Below are 17,061 nucleotides of genomic sequence, written 5' to 3' on the forward strand. Positions count from 1 at the left end.
GCGCCTGCGCCGTCGGGTGTAAAACGTCATCGGATAGGGGAAGAGCCTTCAAAAGCTCTTCCCCTATTTTCGTATCTGGAGTCTGTACATGGAAAACCTGGACGCGCTGGTCGCCCAAGCCCTCGAGGCCGTGGAACGCGCTGAAGACATCACTACCCTGGAACAGATCCGGGTCCAATATCTCGGCAAGAAAGGCGAGCTGACCCAGGTGATGAAGACCCTGGGCAACCTGCCAGCCGAAGAGCGCCCCAAGGTCGGCGCGCTGATCAACGACGCCAAGGAACGCGTCACCGACGTGCTCAACGCACGCAAGGCCGCTTTTGAAGAGGCCGAGCTGAACGCTCGCCTGGCCGCCGAATGCATCGACGTGACCCTGCCAGGCCGTGGCCAGACCACCGGCGGGTTGCACCCGATCACCCGTACTCTCGAGCGCATCGAGCAGTTCTTCACCCACATCGGCTACGGCATCGCCGAAGGCCCTGAGGTCGAAGACGACTACCACAACTTCGAAGCGCTCAACATCCCCGGCCACCACCCGGCCCGGGCGATGCACGACACCTTCTACTTCAACGCCAACATGCTGCTGCGCACCCACACCTCGCCGGTCCAGGTGCGCACCATGGAAAGCACCCAGCCGCCGATCCGCATCGTCTGCCCAGGCCGTGTGTACCGTTGCGACTCGGATATCACCCACTCGCCGATGTTCCACCAGGTCGAAGGCCTGCTGGTCGATCGCGGCATCAACTTCGCCGACCTCAAGGGCACCATCGAAGAGTTCCTGCGGGTGTTCTTCGAGAAAGAACTGGCCGTGCGCTTCCGCCCGTCGTTCTTCCCCTTCACCGAGCCGAGCGCCGAAGTCGACATCCAGTGCGTTATGTGTTCCGGCAAGGGCTGCCGCGTGTGCAAGCAGACCGGCTGGCTGGAAGTGATGGGCTGCGGCATGGTCCACCCGAACGTGCTGCGCATGTCCGGCATCGACCCGGAAGAGTATCAGGGCTTCGCCTTCGGCATGGGCGCCGAGCGCCTGGCCATGCTGCGCTATGGCGTCAACGATTTGCGTCTGTTCTTCGACAACGACCTGCGGTTCTTGGCTCAATTCCGCTAGGCCCAATCGACGCAACTTTCAGGAGAACAGCATGAAATTCAGTGAACAGTGGCTGCGCGGTTGGGTAAACCCGCAAGTCTCCCGTGACGAACTGGTCGCCCGCCTGTCCATGGCCGGCCTCGAAGTCGACAGCGTGACCCCTGCTGCCGGCCAGTTCAGCGGCATCGTGGTGGGCGAGATCCTCACCACCGAACAACACCCGGACGCCGACAAGCTGCGCGTGTGCCAGGTAAGCAACGGCGCAGAGACCTTCCAGGTGGTCTGCGGCGCCCCGAATGCCCGCCCAGGCATCAAGATCCCGTTCGCCATGATCGGCGCCGAACTGCCGGGCGACTTCAAGATCAAGAAGGCCAAGCTGCGCGGCGTCGAATCCTTCGGCATGCTCTGCTCGGCTTCCGAACTGCAGATCAGCGACGAGAACGACGGCCTGCTGGAACTGGCCGCCGACGCCCCGGTTGGCCAGGACATCCGTCAGTACCTGAACCTGGACGACGCCAGCATTGAGATCGGCCTGACCCCGAATCGCGGCGACTGCCTGTCCATCGCCGGCCTTGCCCGTGACGTCAGCGCCCTGTACGACGTGCCGGTCACCCGCCCGGTGGTGCCAGCCGTACCGGCTGCCCACGACGAAGTGCGCCCGGTCGAAGTCAGCGCCCCGGCCGCCTGCCCGCGCTACCTGGGCCGCGTGATCCGCAACGTCGACCTGAGCAAGCCGACCCCGCTGTGGATGGTCGAGCGCCTGCGCCGCAGCGACGTGCGCAGCATCGACGCCGCCGTCGACATCACCAACTACGTGATGCTCGAACTCGGCCAGCCGATGCACGCCTTCGACCTCGCCGAAATCAACGGCGGCATCCGCGTACGCATGGCCGAGGAGGGCGAGAAACTCGTCCTGCTGGACGGCCAGGAAGTTGCCCTGCGCGCCGACACCCTGGTGATCGCCGACCACACCCGCGCCCTGGCCATTGCCGGCGTGATGGGTGGCGAGCACAGCGGCGTCAACACCGAGAAGACCCGCGACCTGTTCCTCGAGAGCGCCTTCTTTGAGCCGATCTCCGTCGCCGGCAAGGCCCGTTCCTACGGCCTGCACACCGACGCCTCGCACCGCTATGAGCGCGGCGTGGATTCGCAACTGGCCCGTGAAGCCATGGAGCGCGCCACCGCCCTGGTGCTGGAGATCGTCGGCGGCGAAGCCGGCCCCGTAGTCGAAGCCGTGAGCGAGCAGCACCTGCCGAACATCGCGCCGATCACCCTGCGCGACGAACGCATCACCCAGATGCTCGGCATGCAAATGCAAGCCGCCCAGGTCGAGCAGCTGCTCAACGCCCTGGAGCTGAACACCAGTGCAAGTGGGGCAGGGGAGTGGACTGTCACCGTCCCAAGCCACCGCTTCGACGTCAGCCTGGAAGTCGACCTGATCGAAGAGCTGGCCCGCCTGTACGGCTACAACAACCTGCCGGTCCGCTACCCGCAGGCCCGCCTGGCCCCGCAAGCCCGCCCGGAAACCCGTGGCGAGCTGCCGAACCTGCGCCGCCTGCTGGTTGCCCGCGGCTACCAGGAAGCCATCACCTACAGCTTCATCGACCCGAAACTGTTCGAGCTGTTCACACCAGGCGTCGAGCCGCTTCTGCTGGCCAACCCGATCTCCAACGACATGGCCGCCATGCGCGCCTCGTTGTGGCCGGGCCTGGTCAAGGCCATGCAGCACAACCTCAACCGCCAGCAAGACCGCGTGCGCCTGTTCGAAAGCGGCCTGCGCTTCGTCGGCCAGCTCGGTGACCTCAAGCAGCAACCGATGATCGCCGGCGTCGTCACCGGCAGCCGCCTGCCGGAAGGCTGGGCCAACGGCCGCGACAGCATCGACTTCTTCGACGTCAAAGCCGATGTGGAAGCCCTGCTGGGTTACTCCGGTGCCCTGAGTGACTTCACCTTCGCCGCCGGCAAGCACCCGGCCCTGCACCCCGGCCAGACCGCCCGCATCGAGCGCGACGGCAAGGAAGTCGGCTATCTCGGCGCCATCCACCCCGAGCTGGCCAAGACCCTCGGCCTCGACCGCCCGGTGTTCGTCTTCGAGCTGGTGCTCGGCGATGTAGTCGAAGGCCGCCTGCCGAAGTTCAGCGAGCTGTCCAAGTTCCCGGAAACCCGTCGTGACCTGGCTTTGATCGCAGGACGTGATGTAGCTTCTAGCTCGGTGCTTGAAGTAATTCGTGACAATGCGGGCGAATGGCTCACAGACCTCAGGCTGTTTGACGTCTACCAGGGTAAAGGCATTGATCCTGATAGAAAAAGCCTGGCGGTCGGCTTGACCTGGCAACATCCATCGCGCACTCTTAACGACGATGAGGTGAATGAAACCCTGCAAACCATCCTCACCTCGCTTGAACAAAGGTTGAACACCACGTTAAGGAAATAACGGCATGGGTGCTCTGACGAAAGCTGAGATGGCCGAAAGGCTGTACGAGGAGCTGGGGCTTAACAAGCGTGAGGCCAAGGAGCTGGTCGAGCTGTTTTTCGAAGAAATTCGGCACGCGCTTGAAGACAACGAGCAGGTCAAGTTGTCCGGTTTCGGCAACTTCGACCTTCGCGACAAACGCCAGCGGCCGGGCCGCAACCCTAAAACAGGGGAAGAGATCCCGATCACCGCGCGCCGCGTCGTCACCTTTCGTCCAGGGCAGAAGCTGAAAGCCCGGGTAGAGGCCTATGCTGGAACCAAGCCATAACGACGAGCTGCCCCCCATCCCGGGCAAACGCTACTTCACCATCGGTGAAGTCAGCGAGCTCTGTGCGGTAAAACCGCACGTGCTGCGCTACTGGGAGCAGGAATTCACGCAGCTCAACCCGGTGAAGCGCCGTGGCAACCGGCGGTATTATCAGCGCCAGGACGTGCTGATGATCCGCCAGATCCGCGCTTTGCTGTACGACCAGGGCTTTACCATTGGCGGGGCGCGGTTACGGCTCTCCAGTGATGAGGTCAAGGATGAGTCCAGCCAGTACAAGCAGCTGATTCGGCAGATGATTGCGGAGTTGGAGGATGTGTTGGTGGTGCTCAAGAAGTGATCAGAGCCGACGAATGGAAAGTTTTTTGAAAAAAAGCTTCCATTAATCAAAAGGTTAGGGTACATTTCTTCTCGTTCTCGGCAACATTGAGAACCGCCTTGTCGGGGCGTAGCGCAGCCCGGTAGCGCACTTGCATGGGGTGCAAGGGGTCGAGTGTTCGAATCACTCCGTCCCGACCATTATTGAAACGAAAAAGCCCAGTCGGTGACGACTGGGCTTTTTTGTGTTTTTTAATTGGCTTAAGCTAAATGCAGTGAATGTTGAGCCAATTGAGTAAATCTATTTATTAATAATGGTGAAGCTTTATAGTCCTGGCTGAATGTCACGAGCAAGTGGAAGCGAACTGCCATGGAGCTATTTTGCCCCGTGTTTTTAGCTGGTAGTATCTCCCTATTTGGCTTTTCATGGATTTCACAAAGTATGTTGGGGGCGATCCGATGAGATCAGTAGAGCTATTCGCAGGGGCGGGTGGCCTGGCCATGGGATGCGAGATTGCAGGTTTTGAACACCTTGCTGTCGTTGAGTGGGATAAATGGGCTTGTGATACCGTTCGAGAGAATCAACGGCTTGGTCATCCTTTATTAGCGAGCTGGCAACTCCAGGAGGGTGATGTCCGATCGTTTGACTGGTCGACTGTGCCAGAAGGCATTGAGTTACTCGCCGGCGGGCCGCCATGTCAGCCGTTTTCCATCGGGGGAAAGCATAAGGCGCAGGGTGACACGCGAGATATGTTTCCAGCTACAGTGGATGTGATCAGGCAGCTGAAGCCTCAGGCGTTTCTTATTGAGAATGTTAAAGGGCTTACGAGGGTAACTTTTGCCAGCTACTTCAACTACATCCAACTACAATTACAGTTCCCCGAGCTGCCACCTCGCGATAACGAAGATTGGAGTGAACATCATAGTCGGCTTAAGCAAGAGATGGCTAGTTTTCACCGTTCAGAACTTAGCTATAACGTTACGGCTACTCTAGTAAATGCGGCCGATTATGGCGTCCCTCAGAAGCGGGAACGAATTTTTTTGGTTGGCTTTAGGAATGATCTCAATGTCAGCTGGAAATTTCCCTCTCCTACGCACAGCTATGATGCATTGCTTTACGATCAGTGGGTGACTGGGAATTATTGGCGTCGGCATGGGCTGCCAGTTCCTATTCTCCCCGAAAAGCTCATGACCAGGGTTCAACGGCTGAAAAATCAGAAAGATGGATTGAGCACCCTTCCATGGCAAACGGTTCGAGATGCAATTTACGATCTACCTGATCCCTGCACTTCTGCTTCGTCTACAATACCCAATCATCTCTATCAGGCCGGGGCGAGGGTGTATCCAGGCCATACAGGTAGTCCTCTCGATCTCCCAGCCAAGACCCTCAAGGCGGGGGGGCATGGAGTTCCGGGTGGAGAGAATATGCTAGTCCGTGATGATGGGTCGGTCCGCTATTTTACTGTTAGGGAAAGTGCGCGCATCCAGACTTTTCCGGATAGCTTCAAGTTTCATGGCAGTTGGTCAGAGACTATGCGGCAATTGGGTAATGCTGTTCCAGTTTTATTAGCGCAGCAGGTTGCAGCGAGTGTGGCGGAGCAGCTTAGGGGGGCAGTGTCCATAGCTCAGCGGCTTCGCTGAAGCTGAATGTAGCTACAGAGCAGCTAACATACTGACGCTTCAAAAATCATGTTTGCCAAGGAAATCTGGGTAGGGCGTACTCGCCATGCGCCCAAGAAAAAATTCTAGTAGGGAAAAATATGGCACAGGAATTCGATCTTACACCTGACCCGCGTATTTTGCAGATGCTGGGTGAAATCAATCTACCTCAATGGCGCTGTTTGGCTGAGTTGATTGACAACTCTATCGATGGATTTGTGCATGCAACGCGGGCCGGTGCCCCCATTGAAGGCCCAGAAGTATCTATTTCCCTGCCAATGGCGGATAATGAGAGCGCCAGAGTCACTATTAAGGACAACGGCCCAGGGATGTCGTTTGAGTCTTTAGAAAATGCTGTAAGAGCTGGTTGGTCAGGTAATGATCCTTTATTCAATCTTGGCCTATTTGGTATGGGTTTCAACATCGCTACCGCTCGTCTAGGCCTGGTAACTGAGGTTTGGACGACACGTGCTGGTGATGCTGAGGAAGTAGGTGTGCGGATTGATCTTGAGGAACTTAGTGCTACTAGAAGTTTCAAGGTCCCGCGGCAAACTCGCCCTAAAGCTGATCATGCGTCACATGGCACAACCATTGTAGTAAGTCGGCTCAAGCAAGATCAAAGGTCGTATTTGGCGAGAGGCAATAACCAGAAGACGATGCGTAAGCATCTTGCCAGGACTTATTCATCCTTACTTGGGCAATCTGAAGCAGGTAGAATCAGATTGACAGTGGGGGGTGTTCGTCTTTCTCCGCGTAGGCACTGTATCTGGAATGAAGGTCGCGTAGTGAACTTTCCAGATGGCTCATGTGCTAGGGCGGTTGAATATATTGATTTAAATCTAGCTTCTCGCCTTTATTGCACAAGTTGCATGCGTACGCTTGCGGTTTCTGAGAAGGTCTGCCCGACGGCGAGTGGGCGTTGCAATATTGTAGAAGTGAAGCGTCGGATTCATGGTTGGATCGGACTTCAGCGATATCTTCATAATACTGAATTTGGTCTCGACTTTATTCGTAATGGCCGAAAAATAGAGATTGCTAATAAAGACCTATTTGAGTGGAGTGATGGAGACGTTTCGGAGGTAGAGTATCCGACTGACGACCAGCGTGGACGTGGTCGCTTTGTCGGTGAAATCCATATTGACCATTGCCGTGTAAGCTATACAAAGGATCGCTTTGAGCGGGATGACCCTGCCTGGAGCGAGATGATAAGGGTAGTGCGAGGTGAAGGCCCGCTGCGCCCCATAGTTGCAAGGCAGCGTGGCTATGAAGGCAACGATAGCCCTCTGTATCGCCTATTTCAAGCTTTCCGGCGTTCGAGTCCGCAAGGAAAAAATGGATTATGGTCACGAGTACTGGTGGTAAAGGACAACGACCGAGCCATGCAAATGGCGGATCTTTTTGAGCAGGGTGAATCCGACTATTTAGCCGATGATCGGTGGTGGGAGCTTGTGCTTGAACAAGATCGAGATGTGCTAGGAGAAAAAGTGGGAGGCGAAAATGAAAGTTCGCTTCCGGAGGGTTTTTTAGATGTTGAGTCTCCGACCCCTGAAGCCCCAGGAGTTGTTACTGATCAAATACTGATTGAGCCAATGCCTGCTCCAGTATTTGCCCATCGGCCAATTTACGAAATGTCGAGAAAATACATTCATCCGACATATCGAGTTGAATACGAGGTGCAGGCTTATAGTGTAGATACAAAAGATCCAGGCTTCCCAGTTGGTCTTCCCTGGCTGTTGAAATTAGAAGATGTTTCGACCCGAACTTACGCCTTCATGGTGGATTTGACGCATGATATGTTTCGCTCTACCACCATGACGCCAATGGATGCATTGCTTATAGAGCTTACTTATCGAACGGTAGAGTTTTTGAAGGGGCAGGCTCAAGAGCCTCCTTTTGCGCTTGTATTGGCTGATTTTCGAAAACAATATTGCATTGATTCTCGTTTGGATCCACAGGAGATCATTGCCTCGGCATCTTCGGTAATTTCGGATCTTGCTCGTGCAATACCTCAGTTAATACCGGATTCGGAAGGAAGCAATATATTCCAAGAGTTGGACGAGCGGGATAAAGAAGTTATTGTTCGGAGAATGGCTCATCGCGGCGTTCCTGATCATAAGGCGTTAATTTCTGACGGTCGTTTTTGGGAGTATGCTGATCCTGAGGCTATAAGAGCTTTCTTTAGTCGCAGGCCTGATTTGTTCCTAGATGGTAAGTTCTGGGAGGATGCGTATACTTCACTAGATTTTGGTAGTGTGGTAGTGACTAGTCAAGTGCGTGAGTCTGTGCGAACTCGTTATGACGCATACTTACGTGATTTGGTCTGGATTATTAATCAGTCGCCGTCCGACATTGAGCGCGCAAGCCGAGATGTGATTGTCAGGGCAACATGTTCTGTTCGGCTTCTTAAATCGGATACTTTTGACTGATGAATGAATCTTATCTTGACGCCTCCCGGCTTATAAACGGTACATGGCAAGCATTCGAGCGCGATATTGCTCGCTTGCTTGTATGTAATGGCTTCCAGGATGTTAGATTGGTTGGTGGTTCTGGGGATCATGGCGCCGATGTCCTGGGTGTGAAGAATGGCGAGCTTTGGGTCGTTCAGTGTAAGTTCACAACTGTTGGATATCCTTCCGCAAGTGCCGTGGATGAGGTTGGTGAGGCTGCTCGATTTTACAAAGCTGACAGAATTTATGTTGCTTTGAATAGAAGGCCTGGCCCGGCAGTTTACGAAGCAATCAAACGTTGGGCGGCGTTGGGTATTAAGATAGATGTACTTGACCCTTCTGTACTCATCGAGCTTGCCAGAAAAAGCCCCGAATATTCATCGCACAGGCGTGAATTGAGAAGCTATCAAGACGAAGCGGTGAGAAAATTTGTGGCTTCTCTTCGTGAAACTGGGAGGGCTCAAGTTGTTCTTGCTACTGGTCTTGGTAAAACCGTAGTACTAGCTGAGAGCGTCTCGGAGTTATTGCGGGATAACGCTGTGCCAGGAGGGGCAATATTGGTGCTGGCGGGAACGCGAGAACTTGTTGATCAGCTCCAAAGGTCTTTTTGGGACCAACTCCCGAAGTGGGTGAAAACCCATCGATTAATGGCTGGTGAGAAGCCTGATGAATGGAATGGAATAACATTTGCGACTGTTCAGAGTGCTGTGTCTAAGCTCGATGAACTTCCAGATTTCGGCTTGGTTCTGATTGATGAGGCACACCATGTTGGCTCGGAGACTTTTCGTCGCGTAACTCAACGTCTCTCAAGTGCAATGATTGGTGGAGTTACCGCCACGCCTTGGCGAGGAGATGGTTATGATATTGACGAGTTATTAGGGTCGCCGGTCATACAAATCGGTATAGCGGACGGCCTGAAAAACGGATTTTTATGTGAGGCAGACTATCGTTTGCTTGCAGATAATGTTGATTGGAACGCTGTTCAGAAAAGCTCCCGTCATAAATATTCTGTCTCGCAACTGAATAAGTTGTTGTTGATGCCGGTCAGAGACGAAGAAGCTGCAAGGGCTGTAAGGGAAAGTTTTGATAAGGAATGCCGTCGCTCCGTTATCGTGTTCTGCGCGTCGGTGCATCATGCAAAAAGCTTTGCAGCAACTTTACAATTATTTGGGTTCCGGGCACAGCCTATTACAGGTGAAATGACGGCGCGAGAGCGAGATCGCACGATGGCGGCGTTTCGGAAGGGACATTTGGATGTTGTCACCACTCGAGATTTATTCAATGAGGGTGTAGATGTACCAGACGTCGACATGATTGTATTTATGCGTGTAACGCATAGTCGCAGGATATTTGTTCAGCAGCTCGGGCGAGGCCTCCGCATAAGCCCGAAGAAAAAGAAGGTCGTTGTCTTGGATTTTGTCAGTGATCTGAGACGGATTGCGGAGGTTGTTGAATTGGAGAAAAGTGCGCGAGGAGATATTGAAAGACTCTCGCTGCCTGGTGTTGTGCAATTTCGCGATGAAAGCGCAGGGAGTTTTATGCTGGATTGGATGCGTGATCAGGCAGATCTATTTATGCGCGAGGGTGATCCTGTCCTTGAACTACCGGCTTTTGAGTTTCCAAGGCCTCATAATCGAGGAACGGTGCAGTGATGCTTCCTGAGAAGATTAGGATATCCATTAGGGATAAAATTTGGTCGCTTGCTGATCAAATAGGTTGGTCTTCACTTAATGATTTGGATCGCTCTAAGCTCTATGAGAGGTGGACTAAAGATCCGGACGTTGGCGGCCAACTAGCTCACTTTATGGATCCGAGAAAGGTTCGTGTTTACATCAAGGACTCTCTTATAAAGCCATACGAGCGCGCTAAGCTGCTGGCTGCGGAGGATGATATATGGCGAGCTTTAGATATGTCTCCACCAAGAGATGTGAGCGGGACTTTTATTAAACCACACGGTTGTCAGTTAGATGATGGGCGAGTCGTCTGCTGGGGTAAGAGTAGAGACTGGAAGTTGGTTCTAATGGCCGCGTTTGAGCGCGCTATAAACAATGGAGGTGTCTCCCATGGTGTTGTTCTTCTAGAGACCGGTAAAACAAGTGATGAGTCATCGAGGAAATTGGTGGTTGAAGCCTCTTTGCGGCTAGGTATTAAAAAAATTGCATGGTTGGACTAAATTATGCGTGATACTTTCGCTGGGTGGTATGGTAAAGATAGCGTTCAAATTGAAAGGATATGGAATGAAGGCCTGTTCATTCCAGATACGAACGTATTGCTGCATTGTTTGCGCCACCCGGCGAAAGTTCGTGACAGGTTGTTGGGGGTTTTTGAAGCATTGAGTGGTTCTCTATGGCTTCCGTATCAGGTAGGTCTTGAGTTTCACAAAAATCGACTTGGCGTTGAGTATGGTGCAATTGATGCGTATGAGTCTTTAATCAGAGATCAAGAGTCAATTGTTGAAAAGTCACGTGACCGATTTCGGCAGCTTAGAGCGCATCCCACTATTGATGTAGATAGAGAGTTGTCAGCGCTAGAAATGTATATTTCTGACTTCAGAGGGCGAATGGAGGCGGCACGAGACTCCCATCCAAAAGAAGAGATTTCTAAGGCGGTGGATCGGCTTACCAAAGTTTTCGAAGGTAAAGTTGGGCTGAGACTGTCGACGGAGAAACTAATTGCGATAAAAAAGGAAGGTGAGGATCGTTATGCAAAAAAAATCCCTCCGGGCTACAAAGATGAAAAAAAGGATTGTACAGGCTACGATAGATTTGGGGACCTCATCATATGGAGAGAGATCATATGCAAGGCAAAAGCTGAAAATCGATCTGTAGTTTTTATTACTGATGATGCAAAGGAAGACTGGTGGTGGATTCACAGAGGTAGAAAGATTGGTCCTCGTCCGGAGCTGATAGAAGAGTTTAAGCTGGAGGTTGGTCAGGATTTTCATATGTATGAGTTCGGTCAGTTTTTAAGGTTTGCTGCGGAGCACTTTCCAGTAATTAACTCTAATTTTGACTTGGTAACTAAAAGCCTCCTTGCTGACGAGCAAGCACGTTTGCATCAGAATGCTAGCTCAAATTTGTTTTTTCATGATCAGATTACGATCTTGGAGGATGAGCGAGATCAGCTGATTGGAATGATTTCTGGAACGCCGGGTTACATAAATTCAACGACTGCTGATCTGGCTGTGTTGCGTTCTCGGTTAGATGAGCTTAATAAGCAGATTTCTAGTTTAAAGTCGATGTCTACTCACTCTTCCGGTGATGTTTTGGGTTGAGTTTACTGGGCGGTTTAGTCTGGCTAACTTCACCCGCTCGGCGCCTTCAGAGTTAAGTGGTTAATGTATTCTCTGAAAGCGCTCCTGGGGCGTAAAGTGTTATGCTTTATGCGTCATGCCTAGTTCGGCGTCATCCATTAATGCCTTAGCCAAAGCGCAGAGGTAATGAGAGGCCCAGATTAGCTGCGGCTTATCCTCCATCAGGCCGTCAATAGTCAAATCACGTGCGCAGCCCATTAGTTCGGAAGCTTGTTCACGTGCGTGCTGGCAAGGTATGCCAGCTTCGATACGGAATAACGGGTAGGTCTGTTTTTCGCCCTGGTAGAATATGGTTTTTCCAACGGTAAACTTGGTGTCGTCTGAAGCCATTATTCATTCTCCCTGGTTATGTACTATTTATACTAAGTTCCTAAAAATAGCTCGTGCGTTCAGGGTTTTTTACTATGCGCAAAGTGCTGTAGTGGTTTTTGGTGAGCAGGGCCAATGCAAGTGTTATTTCACTTGAATTTTAATAAATGCCCCTAGGCTCAGTTGGCACCTGTAACTGGATCAGCGCAGACTCAAGCAATGCTTTCAGCGCCTCTATCTCATGCATCGCGGTCATCACCAGAATCGACACCGGCGACTTAGGCTGTAATAACAACGCCTGTTGCACAACTGTTTCCGCACACAGTGCATGGTCAGTGGCCTGGATCAGGATGTCTTCAAGGATGAGCATATTGTGAGGAGGATCGGGAACGATCTTAAGCATGGTGTGGCTCCTGTCGTGATGGAGCAACCACCAAACGCGGCTAAACGAATAGGTGGCAGCTGTACGCGGGTTAGCCGACCGGGACGTCAGGCACCCGGCGCACCCGAAGGTGCCCCACGTACAGCCGCCATAAAGGCGCAGATGTCGATTACTCGGCATTGCACGGCTGTGGTGTCTGACGATGTCGGGCGGCTAAACCCGGTCGTTGAATAGCAACGACATGCCGAGACTAGAGCTCACTGTTTGCGCGTGCAACGGAAAATCAGCGGAGAGAGTATCTTTGGGAAATGGACTACAAGGAAGGGGCTAAATCTGATTTTTCACGAACTCAACACCTTCAACGCCTAATCTTTTTGCTCTGCATAAGCCGACATTTCCATAACTATCACCCGAGGCACCCGATTTTACGAGGGGGGTGAAGCGTGTTACAGCATTCGTGGGCAAGTGGTCGGTCTATGCCTAACCGCGAACAGGTGATAATTGCCGCATGGATTGTGTAGGTAAGCATCGCATCAATGGTTTAATGGTTGAGCATCGCCATGCCGGTAGGACTGTCTGTACTAAGTTAGGCGATGGCAGGGAGGTGGCTGTGCAAGACCCGCTGTTCCGCGTCGTGGCGGGGCATCCGCTGGACCATGCGGTGGAGCAGGCGACCGTCCTGATGTGTGCGGTGCACAAGATCAGTGATCTGGCGATGGTGGAGACTGATCATCTGCCTACGCTGCTGACGGCGGTGCATTACCTCAGTGGCATGGCCAAGGCGTTGGCCCAGGATGTGAATCATGGGCTGACGGTTCGTTTGCCGGCCGAATAGCGATTGAGTACATCGCCCGGGCAATGTTGCCTGGGCGCTTTCCCATTCTGACGTTGTGAGGGAATATTCAGCTGCACTAATCCAGCGCTACCGAGCAAGGTTGTGCGCTGTACCGCCGACGACACCACTTTCGCTATAGGCCCGCCCATGGATGCGACCATTGAACTGAAGATCAAAAACGCACTGCATGATCTATTCGCCGCTGTTGGGCAACTGCAGGCGGCCTATCCTGGCAAGCCTTTTACCCTGGACGGCAGGTTGGTCGGTGATATCGGCGAGGTGGTGGCGAGCCTGGCGTACAGGCTGACGCTCAATGACGGGCTCACCAGGCACCACGATGCGCTTTGTGATGCGGGGCGTAATGTGCAGATCAAGACCACCTTCGGCACCACACTGACATTCCCCGTGCACCACGTGCCTGACTATTACCTCGGTATTCGCATGAACCGGGACGGCACGTTTGAAGAGGTCTACAACGGTCCGGGCTACTTGATTCAGCAGCAACTGGCTGGGCGTAGGCCTACGCGTACGGGGTTGCATGGGAATCTGATGGCCATGCTCAGGCGGCTAAATGGCATGGTGGCTGAGCAGGATCGGATACCGCGGCGTTGAGCGGGGCTGGTTTGGCAGGGTAGGCCCCCATTTCGCTACGAAGTTAGATGGCACCGGCTGCGCCGGTGTTCGCGGGCAAGCCCGCTCCCACAGGATTTGTTTTTCGACTTGTCGCTATGGTGCCAGGTTCACCCCGTTACAGCGGCCCTTGGTGGAAAAGTCGTTGATCTGCCGCGCCTTGTTCACCGACATCAGGATCGTGCAGCCGCCAGGATGGGCCACGTCGTCCCAGTAGTTGGTATGGACCATCACGTTGCCTTGCATCTCGGCGGTGCTGCCGACCACCTCCTTTTGCACGTAGGTGGTATCGCGGTACCAGCCCAACTGCACCCCAGCGCCGTCGGGCAACGGCTCCATGCGCATGGGTGGGCCGAAGAAGTCGATGGCCTGCTTGGCGTCGCGGCCTTGCCATTGGTTGCCCGCCATCAGCTCCGGCAGGGTCGGGATACAGCCGGCCAGCGCAGGCAGCAACAGGCCAAGGACCAGCAGAGGGCGTGTGCTCATCGTGGGGTGTTCGCCAGCATGTCGTCCAGCTCCTGCACCGCCTGGCTGTTGGCCTGCACGCCAATCAACTGGATGAACATGGCCTGGATGGTGGCGACCATCTTCGCCGCCGGCATCTTGCCGATCGACAGCATCTGGTTGCGCGCGCGGTTGTCGGGGGCGCAGACGAAGGCGAAGGTGCGCTGCAGCCAGTAGTCCTTTGGTGCGGCCCAGTCTTTTGCGTTGGTTTTCACATCGCGCACGGCGCCGTCGAAGCGACGTATCGCCCGGGCGCTGTCCAGGCGGATCTGGCGCTGTTTGCATTTGACCTGCACCTCGTAGGCGGCAAGGGTCGGGAAGGCCGGGTCTTCGAACAGCTGCATGACTTGGGCCGATTGCACGCCACCGGGTTTTTGCAGGATGCCGGCGGCATCGGCAACGTAGACCTCGTTGTGCAGGCGTTCGCCTTTGCCGTAGATGATCCAGTAGTCGCCTGAGGCGGGGGCGGCGAGGGCCGGGGTGCTGCAGGTGAGGGCCAGGATGGCCAGCCATTGGCAGAGGGGTGGAAGTTTGTGGCCCATGGAGTCCTTTCCTGGTTTTTGTAATCAAGAAGGAACTATACGAGCGCTGAGTGAGCAGGGTCGATTAGGGCGGTTGTGCTAATGGCTAAAGGCCTGTGTGGGGTTCAGGTGCGGTAAACAGAGCGTCCGTGAATAGGTAGAGCACAATCGATCGGCAATGGGTATGTAGTCCCGTTCTGAAACATGTAACGGTGGGCTTGTGCCTCATTTCCCTCAAGTGATTCTGCTGTACATTCCCTTGGGCAGACCGCACAGGCGGCAGCTGTCGCAGGGGCCGGATTAAGGAGCAAAACATGTCCAAATCAAGGTTGAAAGTGGCTCTTCTAGCCGAGCGCGAAGCGCAGGAGGCTAAAAAAGCCTTTCTCGAGCTTGTGCACGCTGACATTACCGAGCACGCGGAATGTATCCAGCCCATCCCGGCATCGTTGCTGAGTCGGACGGCTCATCTTCGGGCCCGGGCGCAAGCTAATCTTGAGCGTCCCTCTAATATTGTGGCCCCTGAGCTACTAAAGTGAGGTTTTCTACAAATTTTGTAGCCCATGTGACACACAACTATCTGGGTGAGAGGTTGCCGCTATGTGGCCCAAGGGCTACATTATTCAGAGAAACCCTTCATTTTGATGCTCGAGAGCTACAAATGTCCTCTCTCTATGATGTCGCTGAAATGCTTAAAACCGTCCGGCGTGAAGCAAAGCTAAGCCAAGATGCGTTGGCCAGCCGCGCAGGTGTTTCCCGTTCCACAGTGGCGAGGATGGAGACCCTGGCCAAGGGGGACATGAGTGTCTTGGCGCTTGTCCGGCTCCTGGAAGCCGCAGGCTATGACCTGAAGCTGGTGAAGGCTGGTCACGCACGTACGGTCGAGGACATCCTCGAGGAACAACGGTCTGGGGTTGCTTGACCATGATCCTTGACGTCCATGTCCGTTCGAGGCTCGTGGCCAAGCTTTATCGGGACCGTGACGAATATGTACTGCACTATCTTCCCGGAACAGCCCGGGAGGACTTTGTCAGCTTGGCCCTGCCTGTTCGTGAAGCGCCTTGGCGCTGGCCCCGTGATTTATTCCCTTTCTTCCGGCAGAACCTTCCTGAAGGGTATTTGCTGAACGTCATCCGCGAAGCGTTCGGCCCGCTGCTCGATGGTACCGATCTGTCGATGCTGGGCTTGGTGGGTGGTACGGGTATTGGCAGGGTCTCGGTCACGCCTGCAGGTATCAAGCCTGGAATTGTGATGGAGCCTTTGGACCTCGGTCATCTGCTCAAGGCGGAAAACACCACTGAGCGGTTCGCCGAGCTTGTTCGGCAATATGCTCGGGTAGCGGTATCGGGGGTAGTGCCAAAATTCATTGCGGCAGATGCTGTTGCCCGGCGTGTCGAACCACTTGGCAAGCCGACCTTGCGCACCGGATCTCACATCATCAAAGGCTCTGATGAGACGACCCCATTCCTGGGTTTCAACGAGTTCTACACCATGCGTGTGCTGGGCCGGCTTGGTGTGGTGCCCGTAGCTTCATGCCGTATGTCCGAGGATGGCAAGGTTCTGGTAGTGGATCGTTTTGACGTGGACGACCAAGGTAACGCGTGCCGGGGCGTCGAAGATGCCTGTGGGCTGCTAGGGCTGCCTCCACATGAAAAATATGCGCCCACGACAGAGCGCGTCTGGAATGCCTGTCGGGCCTACTTGTCCGCGGAACACCTCAAGGCGCAACGTGAGCACTTTGGCTGGCAGCTATTGACCAACTATGTGGTGCGCAATGCGGATTGCCACGCGAAGAATATTGCACTGCTTTACACCTCGCTGACTGATGTGGCGTTCACGCCCGTCTTTGATTTGGTTACCACGCAAGCCTACCCTCGCTTCGCCAACAACCCGCCTGGACTCTCCGTTGGTGGAAGGCAGACCTGGACACCTGGGCGCTCACTGGAGTCATTTTTCAAAGGTGTTCTGAGCATATCGCCACGGCAGTACGCGGCGATGATCGAGCAGCTTTGCGAGTCTGCCGTGGCGGTTGGAAAGGAAGTCATCGAAGCGTCGAAAAACGAACCTGCGTGGCGTGATGTTGCCAAGAACATGGTGCATGCTTGGAACGTCGGCATGGAAGCCTTGCGCAGCCCGAAGGCGGCTCCACATTTTCGAGGTCTGGATGCTGCCATTGCGGGCGCAGGCTTTTCTGGGCCGGGCAAGCCTGAACGCAGCGGTGAGGTGATTGGCCGTTCTGAATTGTTGGGCAAAAGGTAACATCGCTCTGGATTGCCGGGTGAGGCCTGCGGTGTGCTTCGCCTTCCCGGCAACCCCGATACAGG

17 protein-coding genes and 1 tRNA gene are annotated in these 17,061 nt (G+C 54.4%); 14 read left to right on the forward strand and 4 right to left on the reverse strand.

The genetic code is table 11. The features are described from left to right. Positions 1 to 88: 88 nt before the first annotated feature. The 10 genes from pheS to ACVWY1_RS12280 all read left to right on the forward strand — a co-directional run bounded on the left by pheS (position 89) and on the right by ACVWY1_RS12280 (position 11,520). On the forward strand, positions 89 to 1,105 hold the full coding sequence (pheS, locus tag ACVWY1_RS12235) for a phenylalanine--tRNA ligase subunit alpha (RefSeq protein ID WP_023629191.1): 1,017 nt from the start codon (positions 89 to 91) through the stop codon (positions 1,103 to 1,105). 31 nt (positions 1,106 to 1,136) lie between these two features. Beyond that, the gene (gene pheT / locus ACVWY1_RS12240) at positions 1,137 to 3,518 is read left to right on the forward strand and encodes a phenylalanine--tRNA ligase subunit beta (RefSeq protein WP_457378325.1); all 2,382 of its coding nucleotides are present in this window, start codon (positions 1,137 to 1,139) and stop codon (positions 3,516 to 3,518) included. 4 nt (positions 3,519 to 3,522) lie between these two features. After that, on the forward strand, positions 3,523 to 3,825 hold the full coding sequence (gene ihfA / locus ACVWY1_RS12245; RefSeq protein WP_009394049.1) for an integration host factor subunit alpha: 303 nt from the start codon (positions 3,523 to 3,525) through the stop codon (positions 3,823 to 3,825). Then, complete coding sequence (locus ACVWY1_RS12250; RefSeq protein ID WP_023629031.1) at positions 3,806 to 4,162, forward strand: MerR family transcriptional regulator; 357 nt, start codon at positions 3,806 to 3,808, stop codon at positions 4,160 to 4,162. Before ihfA ends, ACVWY1_RS12250 begins: the two co-directional genes overlap by 20 nt. A gap of 102 nt (positions 4,163 to 4,264) precedes the next feature. Then, positions 4,265 to 4,341: transfer RNA gene (locus ACVWY1_RS12255), tRNA-Pro, on the forward strand. 225 nt (positions 4,342 to 4,566) lie between these two features. Continuing rightward, positions 4,567 to 5,781 (forward strand): DNA cytosine methyltransferase, encoded by a 1,215-nt coding sequence (locus ACVWY1_RS12260; RefSeq protein WP_277503468.1) that lies wholly within the window; start codon positions 4,567 to 4,569, stop codon positions 5,779 to 5,781. Between the two features lie 119 nt (positions 5,782 to 5,900). Next, positions 5,901 to 8,225, forward strand: a complete 2,325-nt coding sequence (locus ACVWY1_RS12265) for an ATP-binding protein (protein ID WP_277503469.1) — start codon at positions 5,901 to 5,903, stop codon at positions 8,223 to 8,225. Next, positions 8,225 to 9,898, forward strand: coding sequence for a DEAD/DEAH box helicase family protein (locus ACVWY1_RS12270; RefSeq protein WP_277503470.1), 1,674 nt, complete (start codon positions 8,225 to 8,227; stop codon positions 9,896 to 9,898). Before ACVWY1_RS12265 ends, ACVWY1_RS12270 begins: the two co-directional genes overlap by 1 nt. After that, positions 9,898 to 10,419, forward strand: coding sequence for a hypothetical protein (locus tag ACVWY1_RS12275; protein ID WP_277503471.1), 522 nt, complete (start codon positions 9,898 to 9,900; stop codon positions 10,417 to 10,419). Before ACVWY1_RS12270 ends, ACVWY1_RS12275 begins: the two co-directional genes overlap by 1 nt. Positions 10,420 to 10,422: 3 nt before the next feature. Then, positions 10,423 to 11,520 (forward strand): PIN-like domain-containing protein, encoded by a 1,098-nt coding sequence (locus ACVWY1_RS12280; RefSeq protein WP_277503472.1) that lies wholly within the window; start codon positions 10,423 to 10,425, stop codon positions 11,518 to 11,520. 99 nt (positions 11,521 to 11,619) lie between these two features. Here the strand turns inward: ACVWY1_RS12280 and ACVWY1_RS12285 are convergent, their stop codons facing one another. Then, entirely contained in the window at positions 11,620 to 11,889 is a 270-nt protein-coding gene (locus ACVWY1_RS12285; protein WP_277503473.1) for a DUF3077 domain-containing protein, read from the reverse strand. Positions 11,890 to 12,028: 139 nt separating this feature from the next. Next, a complete protein-coding gene (locus ACVWY1_RS12290; RefSeq protein WP_277503474.1) occupies positions 12,029 to 12,271 on the reverse strand; it encodes a hypothetical protein in 243 nt (80 codons plus the stop codon). Between the two features lie 589 nt (positions 12,272 to 12,860). Here ACVWY1_RS12290 and ACVWY1_RS12295 point away from each other — a divergent pair. Together ACVWY1_RS12295 and ACVWY1_RS12300 are read left to right on the forward strand one after the other, a co-directional pair. Further along, positions 12,861 to 13,085: a DUF3077 domain-containing protein gene (locus tag ACVWY1_RS12295; protein WP_277503475.1), complete on the forward strand. Its 225-nt coding sequence runs from the start codon at positions 12,861 to 12,863 to the stop codon at positions 13,083 to 13,085. A gap of 147 nt (positions 13,086 to 13,232) precedes the next feature. Then, complete coding sequence (locus tag ACVWY1_RS12300; RefSeq protein WP_277503476.1) at positions 13,233 to 13,697, forward strand: DUF6998 domain-containing protein; 465 nt, start codon at positions 13,233 to 13,235, stop codon at positions 13,695 to 13,697. Between the two features lie 114 nt (positions 13,698 to 13,811). Here ACVWY1_RS12300 and ACVWY1_RS12305 read toward each other — a convergent pair whose 3' ends face one another. Next, positions 13,812 to 14,201 (reverse strand): hypothetical protein, encoded by a 390-nt coding sequence (locus ACVWY1_RS12305; protein WP_186715410.1) that lies wholly within the window; start codon positions 14,199 to 14,201, stop codon positions 13,812 to 13,814. Next, positions 14,198 to 14,761, reverse strand: coding sequence for a hypothetical protein (locus ACVWY1_RS12310; protein ID WP_028692035.1), 564 nt, complete (start codon positions 14,759 to 14,761; stop codon positions 14,198 to 14,200). Before ACVWY1_RS12310 ends, ACVWY1_RS12305 begins: the two co-directional genes overlap by 4 nt. Before the next feature lie 637 nt (positions 14,762 to 15,398). On the opposite strand from ACVWY1_RS12310, the gene ACVWY1_RS12315 reads away from it, so the two are divergent. Then, entirely contained in the window at positions 15,399 to 15,659 is a 261-nt protein-coding gene (locus ACVWY1_RS12315) for a helix-turn-helix domain-containing protein (protein WP_213883658.1), read from the forward strand. 2 nt (positions 15,660 to 15,661) lie between these two features. Continuing rightward, positions 15,662 to 16,996 carry a type II toxin-antitoxin system HipA family toxin gene (locus ACVWY1_RS12320; RefSeq protein ID WP_457378326.1) on the forward strand — a complete coding sequence of 445 codons (1,335 nt, stop codon included), beginning with the start codon at positions 15,662 to 15,664 and terminating at the stop codon, positions 16,994 to 16,996. The last annotated feature ends 65 nt before the right edge of the window (positions 16,997 to 17,061 follow it).

This window comes from Pseudomonas sp. TE6288 (assembly GCF_054062095.1).

What these genes read in the sequence shown, in the direction of transcription:
- ACVWY1_RS12310 (WP_028692035.1), bottom strand. Translation starts at nt 14,761, where the DNA reads ATGGGCCACAAACTTCCACCCCTCTGCCAATGGCTGGCCATCCTGGCC.
- ACVWY1_RS12260 (WP_277503468.1), top strand. Translation starts at nt 4,567, where the DNA reads ATGGATTTCACAAAGTATGTTGGGGGCGATCCGATGAGATCAGTAGAG.
- ACVWY1_RS12280 (WP_277503472.1), top strand. Translation starts at nt 10,423, where the DNA reads ATGCGTGATACTTTCGCTGGGTGGTATGGTAAAGATAGCGTTCAAATT.
- pheS (WP_023629191.1), top strand. Translation starts at nt 89, where the DNA reads ATGGAAAACCTGGACGCGCTGGTCGCCCAAGCCCTCGAGGCCGTGGAA.
- ACVWY1_RS12250 (WP_023629031.1), top strand. Translation starts at nt 3,806, where the DNA reads ATGCTGGAACCAAGCCATAACGACGAGCTGCCCCCCATCCCGGGCAAA.
- ACVWY1_RS12285 (WP_277503473.1), bottom strand. Translation starts at nt 11,889, where the DNA reads ATGGCTTCAGACGACACCAAGTTTACCGTTGGAAAAACCATATTCTAC.
- ACVWY1_RS12305 (WP_186715410.1), bottom strand. Translation starts at nt 14,201, where the DNA reads ATGAGCACACGCCCTCTGCTGGTCCTTGGCCTGTTGCTGCCTGCGCTG.
- ihfA (WP_009394049.1), top strand. Translation starts at nt 3,523, where the DNA reads ATGGGTGCTCTGACGAAAGCTGAGATGGCCGAAAGGCTGTACGAGGAG.
- ACVWY1_RS12320 (WP_457378326.1), top strand. Translation starts at nt 15,662, where the DNA reads ATGATCCTTGACGTCCATGTCCGTTCGAGGCTCGTGGCCAAGCTTTAT.
- pheT (WP_457378325.1), top strand. Translation starts at nt 1,137, where the DNA reads ATGAAATTCAGTGAACAGTGGCTGCGCGGTTGGGTAAACCCGCAAGTC.
- ACVWY1_RS12315 (WP_213883658.1), top strand. Translation starts at nt 15,399, where the DNA reads ATGTCCTCTCTCTATGATGTCGCTGAAATGCTTAAAACCGTCCGGCGT.
- ACVWY1_RS12290 (WP_277503474.1), bottom strand. Translation starts at nt 12,271, where the DNA reads ATGCTTAAGATCGTTCCCGATCCTCCTCACAATATGCTCATCCTTGAA.
- ACVWY1_RS12300 (WP_277503476.1), top strand. Translation starts at nt 13,233, where the DNA reads ATGGATGCGACCATTGAACTGAAGATCAAAAACGCACTGCATGATCTA.
- ACVWY1_RS12265 (WP_277503469.1), top strand. Translation starts at nt 5,901, where the DNA reads ATGGCACAGGAATTCGATCTTACACCTGACCCGCGTATTTTGCAGATG.
- ACVWY1_RS12270 (WP_277503470.1), top strand. Translation starts at nt 8,225, where the DNA reads ATGAATGAATCTTATCTTGACGCCTCCCGGCTTATAAACGGTACATGG.
- ACVWY1_RS12275 (WP_277503471.1), top strand. Translation starts at nt 9,898, where the DNA reads ATGCTTCCTGAGAAGATTAGGATATCCATTAGGGATAAAATTTGGTCG.